Origin of the sequence: Prosthecodimorpha hirschii (genome assembly GCF_001305515.1) — a bacterium.
GTDB lineage: Bacteria > Pseudomonadota > Alphaproteobacteria > Rhizobiales > Ancalomicrobiaceae > Prosthecodimorpha > Prosthecodimorpha hirschii.
On record NZ_LJYW01000001.1, the window covers coordinates 5,689,691 to 5,707,733 of the forward strand.

15 protein-coding genes are annotated in these 18,043 nt (G+C 67.6%); 13 read left to right on the forward strand and 2 right to left on the reverse strand.

Going from position 1 to position 18,043, the window contains the following annotated elements; all coding sequences use genetic code 11:
- Positions 1-210: 210 nt before the first annotated feature.
- Positions 211-1,341, forward strand: a complete 1,131-nt coding sequence (locus tag ABB55_RS24965) for a polysaccharide pyruvyl transferase family protein (RefSeq protein WP_083463929.1) — start codon at positions 211-213, stop codon at positions 1,339-1,341.
- Between the two features lie 368 nt (positions 1,342-1,709).
- On the opposite strand, the gene ABB55_RS24970 is transcribed toward ABB55_RS24965, so the two are convergent.
- Positions 1,710-1,913 carry a hypothetical protein gene (locus ABB55_RS24970; protein ID WP_140940063.1) on the reverse strand — a complete coding sequence of 68 codons (204 nt, stop codon included), beginning with the start codon at positions 1,911-1,913 and terminating at the stop codon, positions 1,710-1,712.
- Between the two features lie 181 nt (positions 1,914-2,094).
- On the opposite strand from ABB55_RS24970, the gene ABB55_RS24975 reads away from it, so the two are divergent.
- The 10 genes from ABB55_RS24975 to ABB55_RS25020 all read left to right on the forward strand — a co-directional run bounded on the left by ABB55_RS24975 (position 2,095) and on the right by ABB55_RS25020 (position 13,604).
- Entirely contained in the window at positions 2,095-2,469 is a 375-nt protein-coding gene (locus ABB55_RS24975) for a hypothetical protein (protein ID WP_200912071.1), read from the forward strand.
- 49 nt (positions 2,470-2,518) lie between these two features.
- Positions 2,519-3,430, forward strand: coding sequence for an allantoinase PuuE (puuE, locus tag ABB55_RS24980; RefSeq protein WP_054361244.1), 912 nt, complete (start codon positions 2,519-2,521; stop codon positions 3,428-3,430).
- 378 nt (positions 3,431-3,808) lie between these two features.
- A complete protein-coding gene (locus ABB55_RS24985) occupies positions 3,809-4,477 on the forward strand; it encodes an ABC transporter ATP-binding protein (RefSeq protein ID WP_054362289.1) in 669 nt (222 codons plus the stop codon).
- Positions 4,478-5,956 (forward strand): KpsE/RkpR family capsule polysaccharide export protein, encoded by a 1,479-nt coding sequence (locus tag ABB55_RS24990; protein WP_054361245.1) that lies wholly within the window; start codon positions 4,478-4,480, stop codon positions 5,954-5,956.
- Positions 5,957-6,130: 174 nt separating this feature from the next.
- Positions 6,131-7,294, forward strand: a complete 1,164-nt coding sequence (locus ABB55_RS24995; RefSeq protein WP_083463930.1) for a polysaccharide biosynthesis/export family protein — start codon at positions 6,131-6,133, stop codon at positions 7,292-7,294.
- A gap of 54 nt (positions 7,295-7,348) precedes the next feature.
- Positions 7,349-8,665: a capsule biosynthesis protein gene (locus tag ABB55_RS25000; protein ID WP_160321320.1), complete on the forward strand. Its 1,317-nt coding sequence runs from the start codon at positions 7,349-7,351 to the stop codon at positions 8,663-8,665.
- Positions 8,662-9,486, forward strand: a complete 825-nt coding sequence (locus ABB55_RS25005) for an SDR family NAD(P)-dependent oxidoreductase (RefSeq protein ID WP_054361248.1) — start codon at positions 8,662-8,664, stop codon at positions 9,484-9,486. The genes ABB55_RS25000 and ABB55_RS25005 overlap by 4 nt, the downstream gene beginning before the upstream one ends.
- Positions 9,483-11,039: a capsular polysaccharide export protein, LipB/KpsS family gene (locus ABB55_RS25010; RefSeq protein WP_054361249.1), complete on the forward strand. Its 1,557-nt coding sequence runs from the start codon at positions 9,483-9,485 to the stop codon at positions 11,037-11,039. The genes ABB55_RS25005 and ABB55_RS25010 overlap by 4 nt, the downstream gene beginning before the upstream one ends.
- A 130-nt stretch (positions 11,040-11,169) precedes the next feature.
- A complete protein-coding gene (locus ABB55_RS25015) occupies positions 11,170-12,453 on the forward strand; it encodes a capsule biosynthesis protein (protein WP_054361250.1) in 1,284 nt (427 codons plus the stop codon).
- Between the two features lie 173 nt (positions 12,454-12,626).
- Entirely contained in the window at positions 12,627-13,604 is a 978-nt protein-coding gene (locus tag ABB55_RS25020) for a quinone oxidoreductase family protein (protein WP_054361251.1), read from the forward strand.
- A 165-nt stretch (positions 13,605-13,769) separates the two neighbouring features.
- Here ABB55_RS25020 and trmFO read toward each other — a convergent pair whose 3' ends face one another.
- The gene (gene trmFO / locus ABB55_RS25025; RefSeq protein ID WP_054361252.1) at positions 13,770-15,188 is read right to left on the reverse strand and encodes a methylenetetrahydrofolate--tRNA-(uracil(54)-C(5))-methyltransferase (FADH(2)-oxidizing) TrmFO; all 1,419 of its coding nucleotides are present in this window, start codon (positions 15,186-15,188) and stop codon (positions 13,770-13,772) included.
- 161 nt (positions 15,189-15,349) lie between these two features.
- Between trmFO and ABB55_RS25030 the strand changes: the two genes are divergently transcribed.
- Positions 15,350-16,168 carry a hypothetical protein gene (locus ABB55_RS25030; RefSeq protein WP_054361253.1) on the forward strand — a complete coding sequence of 273 codons (819 nt, stop codon included), beginning with the start codon at positions 15,350-15,352 and terminating at the stop codon, positions 16,166-16,168.
- A gap of 640 nt (positions 16,169-16,808) precedes the next feature.
- A complete protein-coding gene (locus ABB55_RS25035) occupies positions 16,809-17,585 on the forward strand; it encodes an outer membrane protein (protein ID WP_152982181.1) in 777 nt (258 codons plus the stop codon).
- Positions 17,586-18,043 lie beyond the last annotated feature (458 nt).

Genomic DNA, 18,043 nt, shown 5'->3' on the forward strand with positions numbered 1-18,043 from the left:
AACCATTTTCTCATGCATTTGCCATGCCGATGCCTAAGATAGCCTTTCGAATGGAAGCGTCAGGGCTCATTTTAGGCAAATTTCTTGGAGTTTGAGGAAATCACGGCCTTTTTATTGTGTCTTGCCAAGGAATGTAAACAAGTGTAGAGAATTCAAAAAATGGGATTCTGAAAGTTGAAAACGATTTCATGAACGTCACGTGTGAGTGTCATGCCGCAATGTAAAGTCGCCATACTCTTTGTCAATTTGAAGGGGAATATTGGCGATTTTGCAATTCTGCATTCTATGCTTGAGATGCTGTCCATTCGCCATTCGAATTGCCGTTTGCTTGTCGTTCCTGCCCGCTATCTTCCGAGAGACGAAAGGCGGATGTCTGCCTTTACGGCGGCGCTGGGCCGCTCGTTCGACCTGGTCGACATGCCGATCCGCGAGCAGCGGCCGCCCTTTTGGCGGTGGCTGGTACGGAGGGGCTTTCCGGCACTGGCGCGCGCCCTCTATTTTCGCCTGATGCAATTCCGGGCGCTGCGGATCGTTCCGCATGTATCCGGGGCCGCGGCGATCTATTGCGAGAACGGGGACCAGTGGAACGGCTTTGTCGGTCTCGACATGCTGGCCACGGTGACGGCCCTGAAACCGTTCGTGAAACCGATCCGCACGTTCCCGTTTTCGATCAATCCGGCAACGCCGGACTTCCTGACGCCCGCCCTGCTGCGGCGCGGCCTGGGTGGTCTCGACCTGCCCTTGACCGCGCGCGATGTGATCTCCCTGGAGGTGCTTCGCTCGCTCGACATCGAAGCCCGCCTTGTCCCGGATTGCGTGCATTGGCTGGCGCCGGTGGCGGCGGCCGTCGCCCCCATGTCCGGCCGCGATCCGGAGCGCATTCTGATCGCCGCGACGGGAACGCCGTCGAAGTTGAGGACGACGCTCGAAGCGGCCGTCCGGCGGTTCGAAGGGCGGCCGATCTGCCTCGTGACCACATGCGAGCGCGAGGACGGGGCGGTCTATGCGGAGATCGCCGCACGCCATGGCATCGAATGGATGGCGCCGATGACCTGGCAGGACCTGGTGGCCGAGTTCAAGGTGGCCCGGGTCGTGGTCACCAATCGGTTGCACGGGCTGATCCTGGCCGGCCTGGCGGGTGCGCCCGTCCTTCCGGTCTGCGATCGCAAGAAGGCGGAAGCCTATGCGATCGAGACGGGCGTCCCGCATGCCGCCCGCGATCTCGACGCCGTGGAGCCGGAGCTCGTCGAGGCGGTCGCCCGCGACCGCGAGGCCGTCCTTGCCTGCACCGCACGCTATCGCGACACCTGTCGCGCCGCACTCGAAGCCTGGCTGCTGTGACGCCTGGCCGTCAGGTGGTTGAGCCGACGCGAGATCCCGGTGCCCGGCTGAGCCCATGAGAACATGCGGGCCGAAAAGTCGCCGAGGACTTGCAGGCGGCGCCGGCACGACTCGATACCGATCGGGCGTCAGAAGACCCCGTCGGCCGGGCGGTCCCGAGCGTGGCCGGGTGCGAGGAAAAGGCCCCCGGAGATCGACGGCCGGCGGAGCGAGGCCCGTCCTGGGTCACCGGCTCCGGCCGAAAAAGGTTTTAGGAAACAAATCCATAAAGAGCATCAACCGGTGGGCTGGGAACGGTCGATGCCACGGGAGCGACCGGCCGGGTCCCCGGCGGGCACCGGTCACGTCGTCAGCATTTCGGGGCGGCCTCAGGGATCGAGCGCCTGCACGCGTTCGGCCAGCGAGGCATCCGGAAAGGCTTCGCGAAGTGCCCGCAGGGCTTCGGCATGACTGCCCGGGCGCGCCATTTTCAGGATCAACCGCATCGCGGCAATTCTGCCGTCGATCTCGTTGCCGGTTGCTTCGACATCACGCCGTTTCGTCGTGGCCATGTGACGCTGGACCCTGGTCATCCAGACCTCCCGCCGCGAATCACCCCCGGATCATTATGGACACAACTTGCGCCATGACCATAAGGAACCTGATCGGGGCTCGGACTTTCCCCGTCTCGACCGGACGCGACGGTGCGGCTAGAGTCGCGCTGCGAAGTCAACACGCCTGATCGGGACGGGTTCCTGGATGCCGGAGGGTTCGATGTCCGAAATGTCTCAACCGCCCGAGATGCGGCGCAACCGGCCGGATCCGCTGCTGTCCCTGCTCGCCTGGAATGGGGTGGCCGGGGCGGTGATCGCGCTGGTCCTGGCCGGGGCGGTGCTGGCGACCGACGTGGCGCATCTGCGCACGTTGATCCTGAATTCCGACGAGCCCTGGATCCCCGTGCTGCTGCTGGTCTTCGGCTTCCTGGTGACCATGTGCAGCGTGACCATGGGCACCGCGATCATGGCGCTCGGACGTGACCCGAAAGCCGGGTCGCGTCCGCGCGGCGGCGCGCCCGCGGTGCTCGGCCGGTTCGCGCCGGCCCGTGCGACCGCCGCGCGCGGTCTTGGCGGCGGCGCGGCAAGACCTTGAAATCCCGGCGGCTTCGGTCCAGCTTCGGATGCCATCGGAGACATTCAGCATGACCGCACCCGCCTATCCTCGCGACATGATCGGTTACGGCCGCACGCCTCCGGATCCGAAATGGCCCGGTGGCGCCCGCGTCGCCGTGCAGTTCGTGATCAACTACGAGGAGGGCGGCGAGAATGCCGTGATCCATGGCGACGCGGCTTCGGAGGCCTTTCTGTCCGAAATCGTCGGCGCCGCGGCCTGGCCCGGCAAGCGGCACATGAATATGGAATCGATCTACGAATACGGCTCTCGCGCGGGCTTCTGGCGGCTCTGGCGCCTGTTCACGGCGCGCGGGATCCCGGTCACCGTCTACGGCGTGGCGCATGCATTGATGCGCAATCCGGATGTGGTCGCGGCGATGCGCGAGGCCGATTGGGAGATCGCGTCGCATGGGCTGAAGTGGATCGACTACAAGGACTTCACGGAAGCCGAAGAGCGCGCCCACATGCTGGAAGCGATCCGGATTCACACCGAAGTCACCGGGTCGCGCCCGCTCGGCTGGTATACCGGACGCTCGTCGATCCACACCCAGAAGCTGGTGATGGAGGAGGGCGGCTTCCTCTACGATTCGGACTCCTACGCCGACGATCTGCCCTATTGGGTCGATGGCGGCCGGGGGCCCCATCTCGTCATTCCCTATACCCTCGACGCGAACGACATGCGCTTCGCCACCCCGCAGGGCTTCAACTCGGGCGACCAGTTCTTCGCCTATCTGAAGGACAGCTTCGACCTTCTCTATGCCGAGGGCGAGACGGCGCCGAAGATGATGTCGGTCGGGCTGCATTGCCGCCTGGTCGGACGTCCCGGGCGCGCCGCGGCCCTGGCGCGGTTCCTGGACTATGTGCAGAGCCACGACGCGGTCTGGTGTCCGCGCCGCATCGACATCGCCTGGCACTGGCATGCCCATCACAAACCGGCCTGATATGTGGCCCGTTTACGTTTTGAAATCAGAGTGCCCGCCGTCGAACACATTTCGGGCAAGGTCCCGCGTCATGGTGCGGCGCAAGCGCAAGCGTTGGTTCGGGTAGCAGCGTTAACCGGTGGTTATCGTCTTGAGGCCGAGGATCTTCGCAGTCCATGGGCGGTCTCGTGAGGGGCGGCCCTCCGGGCTTCCGAAGGGCGAATCGCGGCCGCAGCGGCCCGGGAATTCGGTGTCCAGGCTTTCGCGGCACGCGGAAGTCCGGACCCGGCGTTGGGCAGCTGAAGCATTTACGGGTTGTTGCGGGCGGGCTAAGTTCGCCCGGCGCAGCGGGGGTGGGTCCAGCCGATGAATGTCGCAGTGCGGCCGAGATCCGGGCCGATCATCACGTTCGACGATGTCGTGAAGACCTATGGGGCGGGGAACCGCGCCAAGGTCATCATGCGCCGCGGCAATTTCGACATTCCCGGCCGGCGCGCCATCGGCCTGATGGGCGGCAACGGCGCCGGCAAGTCGACCTTGCTGCGCCTGATCGCCGGTACCGAGAAGCCGACCCGGGGGCGCATCCGCCGCTGGGGCAAGGTATCCTGGCCGCTCGGTTTCGCCGGCGGCTTCGAGAAGAGCATGACCGCCCGCGAGAACGCCGTTTTCGTCGCGCGGATCTATCATGAGGATCCGGACCGGGTTTGCGAATACGTTCTGGAGTTTTCCGAGCTCGGTCATTATTTCGAGATGCCCATTCAGACCTATTCGAGCGGCATGAAGCAGAAGCTCGCATTCGGTCTGTGCATGGCGATGGACTTCGACTGCTATCTGATCGACGAAGTCACGGCCGTCGGCGACGATCGGTTTCGTGAGAAGTGTCAATTGGCCTTTGCCGAAAGGCGCGAAAGATCGGGCCTGATCATGGTGTCGCACAGCTTCGCGACGATTCGGGCCTATTGCGATATGGCAGCCATTCTGGTGGACGGCGAGATCTTCTTCTTCGACGACTTGGAAGAAGGGATCGCGGAGTTCAAATGCCTGCTGTTCGCCAAGGAGCGTGCCTAGGTGGTCGATCTGATTAACCCGCCCGACGATATGGAAGCCCGCCGGCAGGAGGCGCGGCGCCGCCGCGCCAATCGCGAAGGGCTGGACTTGGGCGAGCCCGTTCAGGATATCGACGCGATCGAGGAGACGCGTCGGCGCTCGGCTCCGCCGCCGCCCGCGCCGTTCGATGCGCCTCCGCCGCCTGCGGGCGAAGAGGCACCCGGCCGGCTGGTCGAGTTCCGCAAGAAGGACAAGAAGAAGAAGGAGCAGGAGCTTCGCCCCGAGGAGGACACCTATCCGGGCGCCCTGCCGGTGCCGGAAGTGTCGAAATCGCGGCTGATTTCGCGTCTGGGCGAAATCAAGAAGTCGGTCGCTGCCAAGCAGGCCGGCAAGAAGAAGAAATCGGCCTTCAACCTGACCTTCTGGACCTTCGCCGTCGCGGTGCTGATCCCTGCCGTACTGGTGACGGTCTATCTCTATGTCTGGGCGATCGACCAATACGCGACCGAGATGCGCTTCACCGTGCGCAACATGCAAAGCTCGACCTCGGCGGCGGCGGCAGCGCCGACCATGCTCGGCAGCGCGACCGTCAACGACATCTCCGATTCCTATGTGGTGGTCGAGTATCTCGGCTCGCGGGAATTCGTCGAGGATCTGTCCAAGCAGCTCGATCTGCACAAGATCTATTCTCAGCCGTCCGCCGACTGGTGGTATCGGATGAAGCCCGAGATCTCGATCGAGAAGATGACCGAGTATGTCAAGGGGATGACCTTCGTCGCCTTTGACATGTATACGGGCATCATCTCGGTGAAGGTGCGGGCCTTCAGCTCTGCCGATGCGAAGACCATGGGCGACCATGTGATGGCGCTGACCGAATCGGTGGTGAACCGCATTTCGGAGCGCGCGCGGCGCAACGTGGTGCGCGATGCCGAGGCGGAGGTCGCCCGCGCCGAAGCCCGTCTCCGGCTGGCGCGGGCCGGCATCGCCAAGTTCCGCAGCGAGGAGGGGCAGGTCGACCCGAATGCCGGAGCGCAGGGCTTCTCGACGACGATCAATCAGCTCGAGGGCGAACTGACCCGGCTGAAGGCGGAACTGAACCAGCTGACCCAGACGATGTCGCCGTCGGCGCCGCGCGTCCGGGTCCAGCAGAGCCGCGTCGATGCGCTCGAGAAGCAGATCGACGACGAAAAGATCAAGATCGCCCTGAAGAACCGCTCCGGCGCGGCCATTTCCTCGCAGCTCGCCCGCTACGAGGAACTGGTCACCGAGCGCGACTTCGCGACCCAGACCTATACGCAGAGCCTGTCGTCGCTGGAGCGGGCGCGCATGGATGCCGAGCGCAACCAGCGCTACCTCGCCATCGTCGTCTCGCCGCGGCCGGCACAGGATTCCGAATATCCGGAACGCGCGCGCTACAGTTTCCTGAGCTTCCTGGCTCTGTTCGCCATGTGGGCGGTCTGCTCGCTGGTGCTCGGGTCCATCCGCGATCACATGCAGTAAGGGAGAATCGTCGTCCGAAGGCCGACCGTGGGCACGATCCGGCTCGCAAATCGCGTCGAATCCGTCATACGGTCACGGAATGTTTCTGTGGTTGCGTTGGACTGCTGTCGCCCGGCTACATCGGTCTGGAGCGGACGGTCGAGAATCAGCGGCGGATGCCGCGGAGACGGGGCAATGAAATTAGTAGCGAACTTGCGTATCGGCTGCAGCGCGGTGCTCGCGCTTTGGCTTGCCGGCTGTTCGAGCCTGCCGTCGGACGGGCCATCGGCGATGGCCATCTCCAGCGAGAAGGTGGAGACGTCGCTTCCCATCGACAGCTATCTGATCGTGCAGCTGGACGAACCGGTCGTGCGCACGGTCGGCCCGTGGCGACCGCACACCTTCGCCGACCGCTTCGCGATCCGCTCCGGCCCGCGCGGCCAGCCGCTCGGCATCGGCGATACGCTCGACATCCGCATCCTTGAGGCGGGCGACAACGGGCTGTTCGCCAACACCCAGACCCGCGGCACCCAGTTCCAGGTCCAGATCGACGAGACCGGCAACATCTTCGTGCCCTATGTCGGCCGGATGCGTGCGGCGGGCCGGTCGAGCGAAGCGCTGCGCCAGGCGATCCAGGATGCGCTGGCCGACAAGGCGATCCAGCCGCAGGTGATGCTCGGCGTCACCGGCAATCAGGCCAATGCGGCCGTTGTGGTCGGCGACGTGGCGAAGCCGGGCAAGTATCCGCTCAATGTCGGCGGTACCCGGCTGCTCGACATGGTCGCGCTGGCCGGCGGTTCGCGCTTCACCACCTACGAGACGACCGTCACGCTGAAACGAAAGGCCGAATCGGCCTCGATCCTGCTCGAGGACCTCGTCCTGGTCCCGAACAACAACGTCTATCTCGTGCCGGACGACGAGATCCTGCTCACCTTCGCGCCGCAGACCTACACCATCCTCGGTTCGGTGGCGCGCCCGAGCGAGATCAAGTTCGAGACCAAGACGGTCACGCTGGCGGAAGCCGTGGCGCGCGGCGGCGGTCTCAACACGCTGGCGGCCGATGCCAGCGGCATCTTCGTGTTCCGCTTCGAAGAGCCGCATCTGGTCAAGGCGATCCGGCCGGACTGGCAGCCCAAGGGGCCGGGCAAGATCCCGGTCGTCTACCGGCTGAACCTGCTCGAGCCCAAGGGCCTGTTCCTGGCCCGGCAGATGTGGCTGCGCGACAAGGATATCGTCTACGTGGCGACCGCGCCTGCGGTCGAGTTCGCCAAGTTCCTCGACATCGTCGGCAAGACCACGGCGGCCGTGCGCGGCGGCACGGGTCTGGCGCGCGACATCCAGGTGCTCAACAGCAAATGACCGGCCGGCCGGCGGCGCTTCACAAGGCGCCGCCGCCGCCCTATGGTCCGCGCCATGTCGACCGAACCTCCCGTCGCCGATCCGTCCCGCCCGGGACCCGTCGCTGCCGGCGGGCCGGGGCGGCGGCGCTTTCTGTTCCTGCTCGGTCCCTGTTCGCCGTTCCAGGCCCGGCTTGCCGCCGCGCTTGAAGCGCGCGGGCACAAGACCCACAAGATCCTGCTCCATGCCGGCGATGCGCTGTTCTGGCGCCGCCCCGCCGAGGCCTATCGCGGCGGGCTCGCCGGTTGGCAGGTCCATGTCGCGGCCGCCTTCGACCGGCACGGCATCACCGACCTGATCGTGCATGGCGAGAGCCGGGAATACCACCGGCTGGCGGCCATCGAGGCGCGCGCGCGCGGCATCCGCGTGCTGGTCTTCGAGATGGGCTATTTCCGGCCGGACTGGATCACGCTGGAGCGCGACGGCCTCTCGGCGCTGTCGCATTTTCCGCGCGAGGCGGCGCTGGTCCAGACCCTGGCTGCGGCCGCGCCGGAGCCGGATTTCACGGTCCGCTTCCGCACGCCGTTCCTGAAGTTCGCTCTGAACGATCTCGCCTATCATCTTTCCGAAGTGGCCGGAACGCCGTTCTACCCGCGCTATCGGCGCTACGCGATCGACCATCCGGTGGTCGAATATCTGCTCTGGGCCTGGAAGCTCATGCGCCAGGCCAAGCCCGCCGCGGCGGCACGCGCGACGGTCGAACGGCTCGCCGGCGGCTCCGCGCCCTGGTGGGTGCTGCCGCTGCAACTCTCCGGTGACTTCCAGATCCGGGCCCATTCGCGTTTCGCCGACATGCCGGCGGCGATGCGCGAGGTGGTCGCCTCCTTCGCGGCGCATGCGCCGGCCGGCGACCGTCTGGTGATCAAGGCGCATCCGCTCGACAATTGGCGCACGCCCTGGGCGCGGCTCGTTGCCGAGGCGGCGACGGCGTCCGGCGTCGGGGACCGGGTCGACTATATCGACGGCGGCGATCTCGACCGGCTGATCGCCGGCGCGCGCGGGGTGGTGACGGTCAACTCGACCGTCGGCATCGCGGCGATCCAGGCCGGCGCGCCGACCATCGCGCTCGGCGGGGCCGTGTTCGACATCCCTGGCCTGACCTACGAGTTTGGCCTCGACCGCTTCTGGCAGGAAGCCGGGCGACCCGATCCGGACCTCGCCCGCGCCTTCGTGCGTGCGCTCGTCCACGAGACCCAGATCCGCGGCGACTACTATACCGAGGCGGGCCTGGCCGCGGCCGTGGCCGGTACGGTGGAGCGGCTCGAGGCCGGCCTGCCGGACCTGCCCGAACGGGTCGAGCGATTGAAATCCGAACGCGCGAGGACCGCATGAGTGCTTCCGCCGATCCCCGGTCCATCGTCATCACCGGTGCCTCGTCGGGCATCGGCGCGGCGCTGGCGCGGGCCTATGCGGCGCCCGGCCGGGTGCTCGGCCTGACCGGCCGCGATGCCGCCCGCCTCGCCGACACGGTCGCGGCCGCCCGGGCCGCCGGCGCGGAGGTGGTCGAAGGGCTGTTCGACGTGCGTGAGACCGCCGCGCTGACCGCCTGGCTGCAGGCCTTCGACGAGGCCCATCCGGTCGACCTGCTGGTCTCCAATGCCGGCGTCGTCACCGGGCTGCAGGCCGGTCGCAGCGCGGAAGTGACCGAAAGCGCCTTCCGGCTGGTCGACGTCAATCTGAAGGGTGCCATCGCGACCGTGTCGGCCCTGGTCGAGCGGATGCGCGCGCGCCGGCGCGGCCATATCGTGCTGGTCTCCTCGCTGGCCGGGCTCTACGCCCATCCCGACCTGCCGTCCTATTCGGCCAGCAAGGCGGCGGTGCGCTTCTACGGCGATGCCCTGCGGCAATGGCTGAAGGGCAGCGTCGAGGTGACGGTTGTCTGCCCCGGTTTCGTGACCTCGCCGATGTCGAGCCGCCATATCGGCCCGAAGCCGTTCGAGATTTCGGCCGACAAGGCGGCCGGGCTGATCCGCCGCGGCATCGCGCGCCGCAAGGCGCTGATCGCCTTCCCGTGGCCCCTGGTGCTGCCGATCTGGTTCGCCAATCTGGTGCCGGCGCGGGTCGCCGACTTCTTCATGGGCGGCTTCGCGGCCGAGATCGAGCCAGATGCCGAGACCGCCCGCGAGCGCGCCGGCGGTACCGGCGCACCATGACGACCCCGCGCGATCCGCCGCCCGGGCCGGATCTCGATCGGGCCGGCCTGTTCCTGCCCGAGCCCTGGGCGCAGGCGCCATGGATCGCCGCGCTGGTCGGTGCGCGGGCCGTGGTGAGATGCCCGACGGATGCCGATGCCGGCCGGCTCGATGCGGTCGTGACGGTGGAGCAGGGGCCGCATCTCGATCGTGCGCGCGACTATGCCCGCCGCTGGCGATTGCCGGTCCGCGTTCTGCGCGAGTTCGTCGATCCCGTCGCCCCGCCGCGTCTCGGCATCGCGCCGCTCGCCCTGCTTGTCGGCGAACTGGCTGCGGACGGGACGGTTTCCTTTCCGGCGTCGCCGTCCGATCACGCCGCGCGGCCCGGCGCCCGCTACGTGAACCCTTTCACGCTTCAGCCGGTCGCGCCGGACGAGGGCATCGCCCTGATGGCGGCGATCCGCGCGCGCTATGCGGCGCGGCGGGAGACGGTCGTCGGGTTCGGCTTCTCGGCCCAGAAGGCGCGCACGGCGACGACCTTCCTGGCCGGCTGGTCGAACGAGGTCGTCTTCGAGACCCGACGCTGGGCGGTCGCGGTCGCGGCGCGCAAGGGCGCGCGGCTGGTCGCCTGGGGCGCGCGCGGGGGCAGGGCGCTGGAGGCGGAGGCGGCCGCGGCCGGCGTGCCGGTCTCGCGCATCGAGGACGGCTTCGTCCGCTCGGTCGGCCTCGGCACGCAGCAGACCATTCCGGCCTCGCTCGCCCTCGACGATCTCGGCCTCTATTACGACGCCCACCGCCCCTCGCGCTTGGAGCGGCTGTGCCTGGAGACGGACTTCACGCCGGCTCTGGTGGACCGGGCGCGGGCCTTGCGCGAGCGGCTCGTCGCCACCCGGGTGACCAAATACAATCTGCCGGCCCCGAAACTCGATCTCGCCGGTCCGGCTCGCGGGCGGCCGGTCGTGCTGGTGATCGGCCAGGTGCCGGACGACGCGGCGATCCGCTTCGGCACGGCCGCAGTCGGCGGCAATCTCGCCCTGCTCGCCGCCGTGCGGAAGGGCCGACCGGATGCCTTCGTGGTCTACAAGGAGCATCCCGATCTCGTCACCCGCAGCCGGGCCGGCTGGCTGCCGGAGCGCGCGATCCGCGCCCATGCCGACCTCGCCTTACGCGAGGGCGACGCCATCGCCGCCATCGAGGCGGCCGACGAGGTGCATGTGCTGACCTCGCTGGCCGGCTTCGAGGCGCTGATCCGGGCGAAGCCGGTCGTCACCTGGGGCATCCCCTTCTATGCCGGCTGGGGCTTGACCGACGACCGCGCGCCGGTCGCGCGGCGTGGCCGGAAGCTCTCGCTCGATGAACTCGTCGCGGCCGTGCTGATCCTGTATCCGGCCTATGTCGACCCGGTCTCGCGGCTGCCCTGCGAGGTCGAGGACGTGATCGCCCGGATCGAGGATGTCCGCGCCGGGCGGATCGCCGTGCCGTCGGCCGTGCGCAACCGGCGGCTCGTCCGGGCGAGCGTGGTCGCGGAAGCCTACTGGCGCCACTGGATCGGCCATTTCGGCCGGCCCCGATGACCGTCCCGTCAGGCTCGGAAACCCCGCAAGGCGGCCAAATTGACCGGCCCGGATGGGGTCGCTATACAGGCTCGCCCGACCGATCCGGGCGCGGTGTCGGATCGGTTCCAGGGCGGAGTGCAGCCGGTCGATGTCCGAACGCCGCGTCTTTCTGTTCCTGCAAGGGCCACCCTCGCGGTTCTGGTACGAACTGGCGAACGGGCTCGAAGCGGCCGGGCAGAAGACGGTCCGCGTCAATCTCTCGGCCGGCGACTGGCTCTACTGGCTGAAATCCGGCGCCTACAACTATCGCGGCAGCTTCAAGAACTGGCGCGGCTGGCTCGAACAGCTGATCGAGCGCGAGGGCGTCACCGACATCCTCTACTATGCCGACCGGCTGCCCTATCATGTCGTCGCCCAGGAGATCGCCAAGGCGCGCGGGCTCTATGTGACCGCGGTCGAGTTCGGCTATCTGCGCCCCGACTGGATCACGGTCGAGCGCAACGGCATGTCGACCTACTCGCATTTCCCAAACGATCCGGAAACGATCCGCGCCATCGCGGCCGCCGCGCCGGACCCGGATCTGGTGATCAAATATCCCTACACCTTCACCCAGGAAGCCACCGCCGAGGTCATCTACAATCTCGTCGCGCTGTTCTTCTCCTGGATCTTCTTTCCGCGCTACTTTGCCGACAAATATTATAATCCGCTCAAGGACTATCTCAGCACGCTGCTGCGCCTGATCCGCGAGCGCTGGCAGCGCAAATATGCCAAGCGCGTCATGCGCGAAGTCATCCTCGGACCGCGGCCCTTCTACATCTTCGCGCTGCAGCTGCAGAGCGACTACCAGATCCGCGACAACAGCCCCTACAAGCGATTGCACGAGGCGATCGACCAGACGGTCGCCTCCTTCGCCCGCTCCGCGCCGCCCAACACGGTGCTGGTGTTCAAGGTCCATCCGCTCGACAACGGCATCGAGCGCTGGAACAAGGTCGTGATGGCGGCGGCCCGGCGCCACAATGTCCGCCCGCGCGTGCGCCTGATCGACGGCGGCAATCTCAACCGGCTGGTCGAGACCGCACGCGGGACCATCGTGGTCAATTCCACGGTCGGTCTCTACGCGATCCGCGCCGGCTGCCCGCTGATCGTGCTCGGTGTCGCCGTGTTCGACATTCCCGGCCTGACCTTCCAGGGCTCGCTCGACCAGTTCTGGACCGAGGCCGAGGCGCCCGACGAGGAATTGCGGCTGCAGTTCATCCGCGCGCTGGCCACCACGACCCAGGTCAAGGGCAGCTTCTACAACAAGGCCGGCCGCAAGGTCGCGATCGCCGAGGTCGTGCAGCGGCTCATCGAGCGCCGGGTCAACGAACCGGGCGCCTTCGTCGATCCGCCGCCGCGCATGGAAAAGGCGCGCCGGCTCGGCATGAAGGTCTGACGGAGCGGGGTGAGGGGCCCGTCTCGCATCGGCGGGTTCGCGACCTTCGCCGCGGCAGCATGGCTCGGTCCCGAATTCGGCTTCCATGAGCCCTTGCCGAAGCGCTCGGGGCGGACAATGGTTCAAACTTTCCGAACGAGCCCCGAAGCGGGCGACGAGGTGGAGGGGAAGCGATGGTCAAGGCGATCCAGGTGCGGGAAACCGGCGGTCCGGAGATGCTGGTGCTGGCGGATGTCGAGCTGCCGCCGCCCGGCGCCGGCGAGGCGCGCGTCCGCCATGCGGCGATCGGCGTCAACTTCATCGACTGCTACTTCCGCTCCGGCCTCTATCCGTCGCCGACCGGCCTGCCGTTCATTCCGGGCAGCGAGGGCGCCGGCGTGGTCGAGGCGGTCGGCCCCGGCGTCACGCTGGTCAAGCCGGGCGACCGGGTCGCCTATGTGGCCTCGCCCGGCTCCTACGCGGCCGAGCGCAACGTGCCGGCCGACCGGCTGATCATCCTGCCCGAGGCGATCTCCTTCGAGACCGGCGCGGCGATGATGCTGAAGGGCATGACGGTGCAGTATCTGCTCAACCGCACCTTCAAGGTCGGCCCGGGCACCACCATCCTGTTCCATGCCGCGGCCGGCGGCGTCGGCCTGATCGCCGGCGCCTGGGCCAAGGCGCTCGGCGCGACCATCATCGGCACGGCCGGCGGCCCGGACAAATGCGCGCTCGCCAAGTCGCGCGGCTACGATCACGTCATCGACTACCGCTCCGAGGATTTCGTGGCGCGCGTCAAGGAGTTGACCAACGGGGCCGGCGTCGACGTGGTCTATGATTCGATCGGCAAGGACACTTTCCCGGCCTCGCTCGACTGCCTGAAGCCGCTTGGCATGTGGGTCACCTTCGGCAACGCCTCCGGACCGGTGCCGCCCTTCTCGACGCAGATCCTGTCGCAGAAGGGCTCGCTCTTCGCGACCCGGCCGACGCTCTTCACCTACATCGCCAAGCGCGCCGACCTGGAGGCGACCGCCGGCGATCTGGTCGCGCGCGTCGCCGATGGGACGGTGCCGATCGAGATCTCGGCCCGCTATCCGCTCGAGAAGGCGGCCGACGCCCATCGCGACCTCGAAGGCCGCAAGACCACCGGCGCGGTCGTGCTGATCCCCTGATCGATCGGCAACCCGGCGGCGTCCGAGCCCGATGCGGGTGAGGGCGCCGCCGGGCGGATTTCGGATCGGTGCCGCCGGAGTGCCGCCGCCCGCGGGCGCCGCAGGCGGCATCGTGCTCGGCTGCGGACGGTGACGCCACCCACAGCCGAGGCCGGGTCAGGGCGTCTATTCGGCGGCCTGCACGGCCGTTCCGCTCAGCCAGAGATCGAGGTCGGTCAGGGCCCGGCGGCTCATGGCGCGCTTCTTCTCGACCGTCTTCTCGTTGCCGCGCAGGCGCTTGCCGTCCTTGGTGGTCGGCGCCTCGATCGGCGGGAACAGGCCGAAATTCACGTTCATCGGCTGGAACGAGCGCGGCGTGCCGGCCTCCTCGCCCTCGACTGCGAGATGGCCGCCGGTGATGTGGCCGAGCAGGGCGCCGAGCGCGGTCGTGACCGGGGGCGGGGCGGGGGCGCGGCCGAGGGCTTCCGCCGCGGCGAAGCGGCCGGCCAGCAGCCCGACGGCGGCGGATTCGACATAGCCCTCGCAGCCGGTGATCTGGCCGGCGAAGCGCAGCTGCGGGCGCACCTTGAGGCGCAGGGTCGCGTCGAGCAGCTTCGGCGAGTTCAGATAGGTGTTGCGGTGCAGCCCGCCGAGCCGGGCGAACTCGGCTTGGCCGAGCCCCGGGATCATGCGGAACACGCGCGCCTGCTCGCCATGCTTCAGCTTGGTCTGAAAGCCGACCATGTTCCACAGCGTGCCGAAGGCATTGTCCTGGCGCAGTTGCACGATGGCATGCGGCTTCACGTCCGGATGGCGCGGATCGGTCAGGCCGACCGGCTTCATCGGGCCGAAGCGGAGCGTCTCGCGGCCGCGCTCGGCCATCACCTCGATCGGCAGGCAGCCGTCGAAATAGGGCGTCTTCTCCCAGTCCTTGAAGGACGTCTTCTCGCCCGCGAGCAGGGCGTCGATGAAGGCTTCGTACTCGTCGCGGTTCATCGGGCAGTTGATGTAGTCCGCGCCGGTGCCGCCCGGGCCGGCCTTGTCGTAGCGCGACTGCTTCCAGGCGATGCCCATGTCGATCGAGTCGAAATGGACGATCGGCGCGATCGCGTCGAAGAAGGCGAGTTCGGTCTCCCCGGTCAGCCCGCCGATCGCCGCCGCCAGGCCGGGCGCGGTGAGCGGGCCGGTCGCCAGGATGGTGGCGCCCCAGTCCTCGGGCGGCAGGCCGTCGACCTCCTCGCGCCGGATGGTGACCAGCGGATGGGCCTCCAGGGCGGCGGTGACGGCGGCCGAGAAGTTGTCGCGGTCGACCGCCAGCGCGCCGCCGGCCGGCACCTGGTGGGCATCGCCCGACGCCATGATCAGCGAGCCGGCGCGGCGCATCTCCTCGTGCAGCAGGCCGACCGCATTGGTCTCGCGATCGTCCGAGCGGAAGGAGTTGGAGCAGACCAGTTCGGCCAGGCCGTCGGTCTGGTGCGCCTCGGTCGCGCGCACCGGGCGCATCTCGTGGAGGATCACGGGCACGCCGGCCTTGGCGATCTGCCAGGCGGCTTCGGAGCCGGCGAGGCCGCCGCCGACGATATGGACGGGAGGGGACTGGGTCATGGAACGACCCGGTAGCATTCCGGCCCGGCCGGGTCAAAGTGACAGCCAGTTCACGATGCGGTGTCGAGCCGGCAACAGGTTGTGGCTAGCGGTGGGGCGAGACTTCGCGGCCTGCTCAATCCGCTATATGGTGCGCCGACTCTTACCCGGAGGTGCAACGCATGGGTCGATCCAACACCCTTCTGCTCCTCGCCGCTCTGGCGCTCGCCGCGCCGGCGGCCGCCGTCGCAGCCGGCACCGAGGGCGCGGCCGATGCCGGCACGCCGGCGACCGCGAAGGCCCGGGCGAGCCAGGGCGGCGACCTTCAGGGCAAGCCGGGCAGCGACGTGACCGGCGCCCTGCCGTCGGCCGCCAAGCCCAAGGCCGCCACGGCCAAGCCGAAGAAGTCCGCCACCGGCGCCACTGCCGCGCTGACGCCGATCCCGGCACCGGTGCCGTTCGAGCCGTCGCGAGATCTGGTCAACTGGTTCGTCGAGCGCGGCAATGTCGGCATGCCGCGTGGCAACCGGCTGGTCTATTGCCACGGCTTCGAATGCCGTCTGCGCACCATCATCGCGCTGAGTGATGCGGACGAGAAGGCGATCGCCAATATCTTCGCCTCCCGGCGCGGCTCGGCGGCGGAGGAGCGCGACGCCATCGACCACCTGGTCCAGTACTGGGAGAAGCGGGCCGCGCCGGAACTGGGTGGTCCGCCCGACATCCGCGGCTCCGAACCCGATCAGGCCAACCAGCCCGGCCAGACCGACTGCCTGGACGAGGCGACCAACTCGACCACCATCCTGATCTATGCCCAGCAGCACGGCCTGTTGCGATACCACACGGTGGTGCGCCCGGATTCGCGCGGCGGCTTCATCTATGCCCATGCCACGGCGGTCTATCGAGAGATCGGCGGCGAGGAATGGGTGGTCGATTCCTGGATGCGCGATTCCGGCGACCCGAACGACATCATGCTGAAGTCTGAATGGGATTCGAAACACTAGTGGTTTGATCGAGACAGATGGTCCCCATCCGTCTCGTGAATCCAAACCACTCACTCTTTGACCACTAGCGCGGTGCCCGGCCTGAGCGGATCGAGCCACGCTCCGGAGCCTTCGCTCGCGCCAGTGTTCTTCGATCACGGCGGCTCGTCGTGATCGGGCTTTGCCCCGCCGATTCGATGGGGCTGCACTGTCATCCGCCGCGCGACCTCGCGCCGAAGCCCTGCTGGCCGGCAGCAAGCGAGACCGGGCGGCAGACGGTGGGGCGTGGCGCAGCGGTTCTCGTGGCTCGGCGCCCGTCGCGGCCCGGCTGGCGGAAGACTGCCAATGCTCGAGCCGCCGTCAATTCAGATCGCTGCGGTGCATCGGCGATGCAAGCCTTCGTTGGAGCGAGGGAGGCGCCCCGGTCTCGAAAATCCACGCTTTCTGCGGACTTGGCGGAACCGCTCCTGGGCCGTGCCGATCGGGATATTGCCGACAGGGGCGGGTGCATTTGGGAACATATTGATAGGTCGGAATATGATATTCAGACATCAAGAGTGTTGCATGTCGGATACGCTTCGGAATCGTTCCAAGACTTCGCTTTCTGCCCTCACGCATGGTGATATGGTAGCGCGTGACCACATCGGGGGTGGGGCATTCCATGAAGCATCTGAGCATTGCCGCTGGCGTGATCGCGGCCATGTGCGCAATTTCGACCGCAAAAGCTGAAGAGCCGGCCTTTCCGGGGTGGGGCGGTCTCTATTTCGGCGCGACCGGCGGCCAGAGTGCGACATCGACATCATGGAAGACCAACGGCCATGTCGTGCCGGCATGGGGGGCCACCTATCCGTATTCGATCGATACCAGCGCGACCTCTTTCGACGCGCGCCCGGATCGGATGTCGTTCTTTGTCGGCTACAATTACATGATCACGCCAGTGATCCTGGCCGGCATCGAGGCAGAGCTCGGGCGCGGCAGTTCGAAGACCGCGCATGCGATGCCGGGTCTGCAGCCGTTCAAGGCCCCCTACCAGAACTTCCACACGCGCTCGCGGGTGATCAGCGGCAACGACTCCAGTCTGCGTCTGCGCGCCGGCTATGTCGTCATGCCGCGCCTTCTGGTCTACGCGACGGCCGGCTATGCGACCCAGATGTTCCGCGAATCGAGCACCTGCGTGATCGATCCGCGCGTCTGCAATCCCGACTTCTCGCCGCTCAGCCACACGTCGAGCAAGCGCCTGCACGGTTGGACCGCGGGTATCGGCACCGAGTATCAGCTCCTGCCGAACCTGATCGCCCGTGTCGAGTATCGGCGGACGGACCTGGATTCCACGTCCTTCACGGCGATGCCTTACGTGAACTTCCGAACGCACGGCATCAAGAACACGCTGTCGTCGACCTCCGACACGATGTCGGTCGGATTGGCGCTGAAATTCTGAAGCCGGCTCCGCGCATCGGGCCGATCGGGTTGGGCACGCCCGTCCGACATTTGCCCGTCGACGGCAATCACCTCGCCGGTACCCTCGCCAAGCGGAATCGCCGGGATGGCGGCGCCTCGGCCGGGCATCCCTCCGGCGAGGCCCGGTCGCCTGGAGCGCGCGGGATGGGGCGAGAGGGCGACGTGACCACCGCCGGCGGACAGCGCGTCGGTCGATCGTCGGCGTGCGGAAGGGCAGGGCGTGCGGAGGGGCTGGAATCGAAACGCCCGCCGGTGGGAGGAGAACCGGCGGGCGTTCGAATATCCGACCGGGGTGGGAGGAGAAGCCCCGTCGGTAGGACGGCCAGGGGAGGACAGGCCGTCCGCAGTGGCGACGCTCACGCAGGGGACCGGGGCGAGCGAGTCTGGGAGGAAACAGCTCGGTGCCGGTGCTGCCTGCGCGGCCGACCGATCGTCATC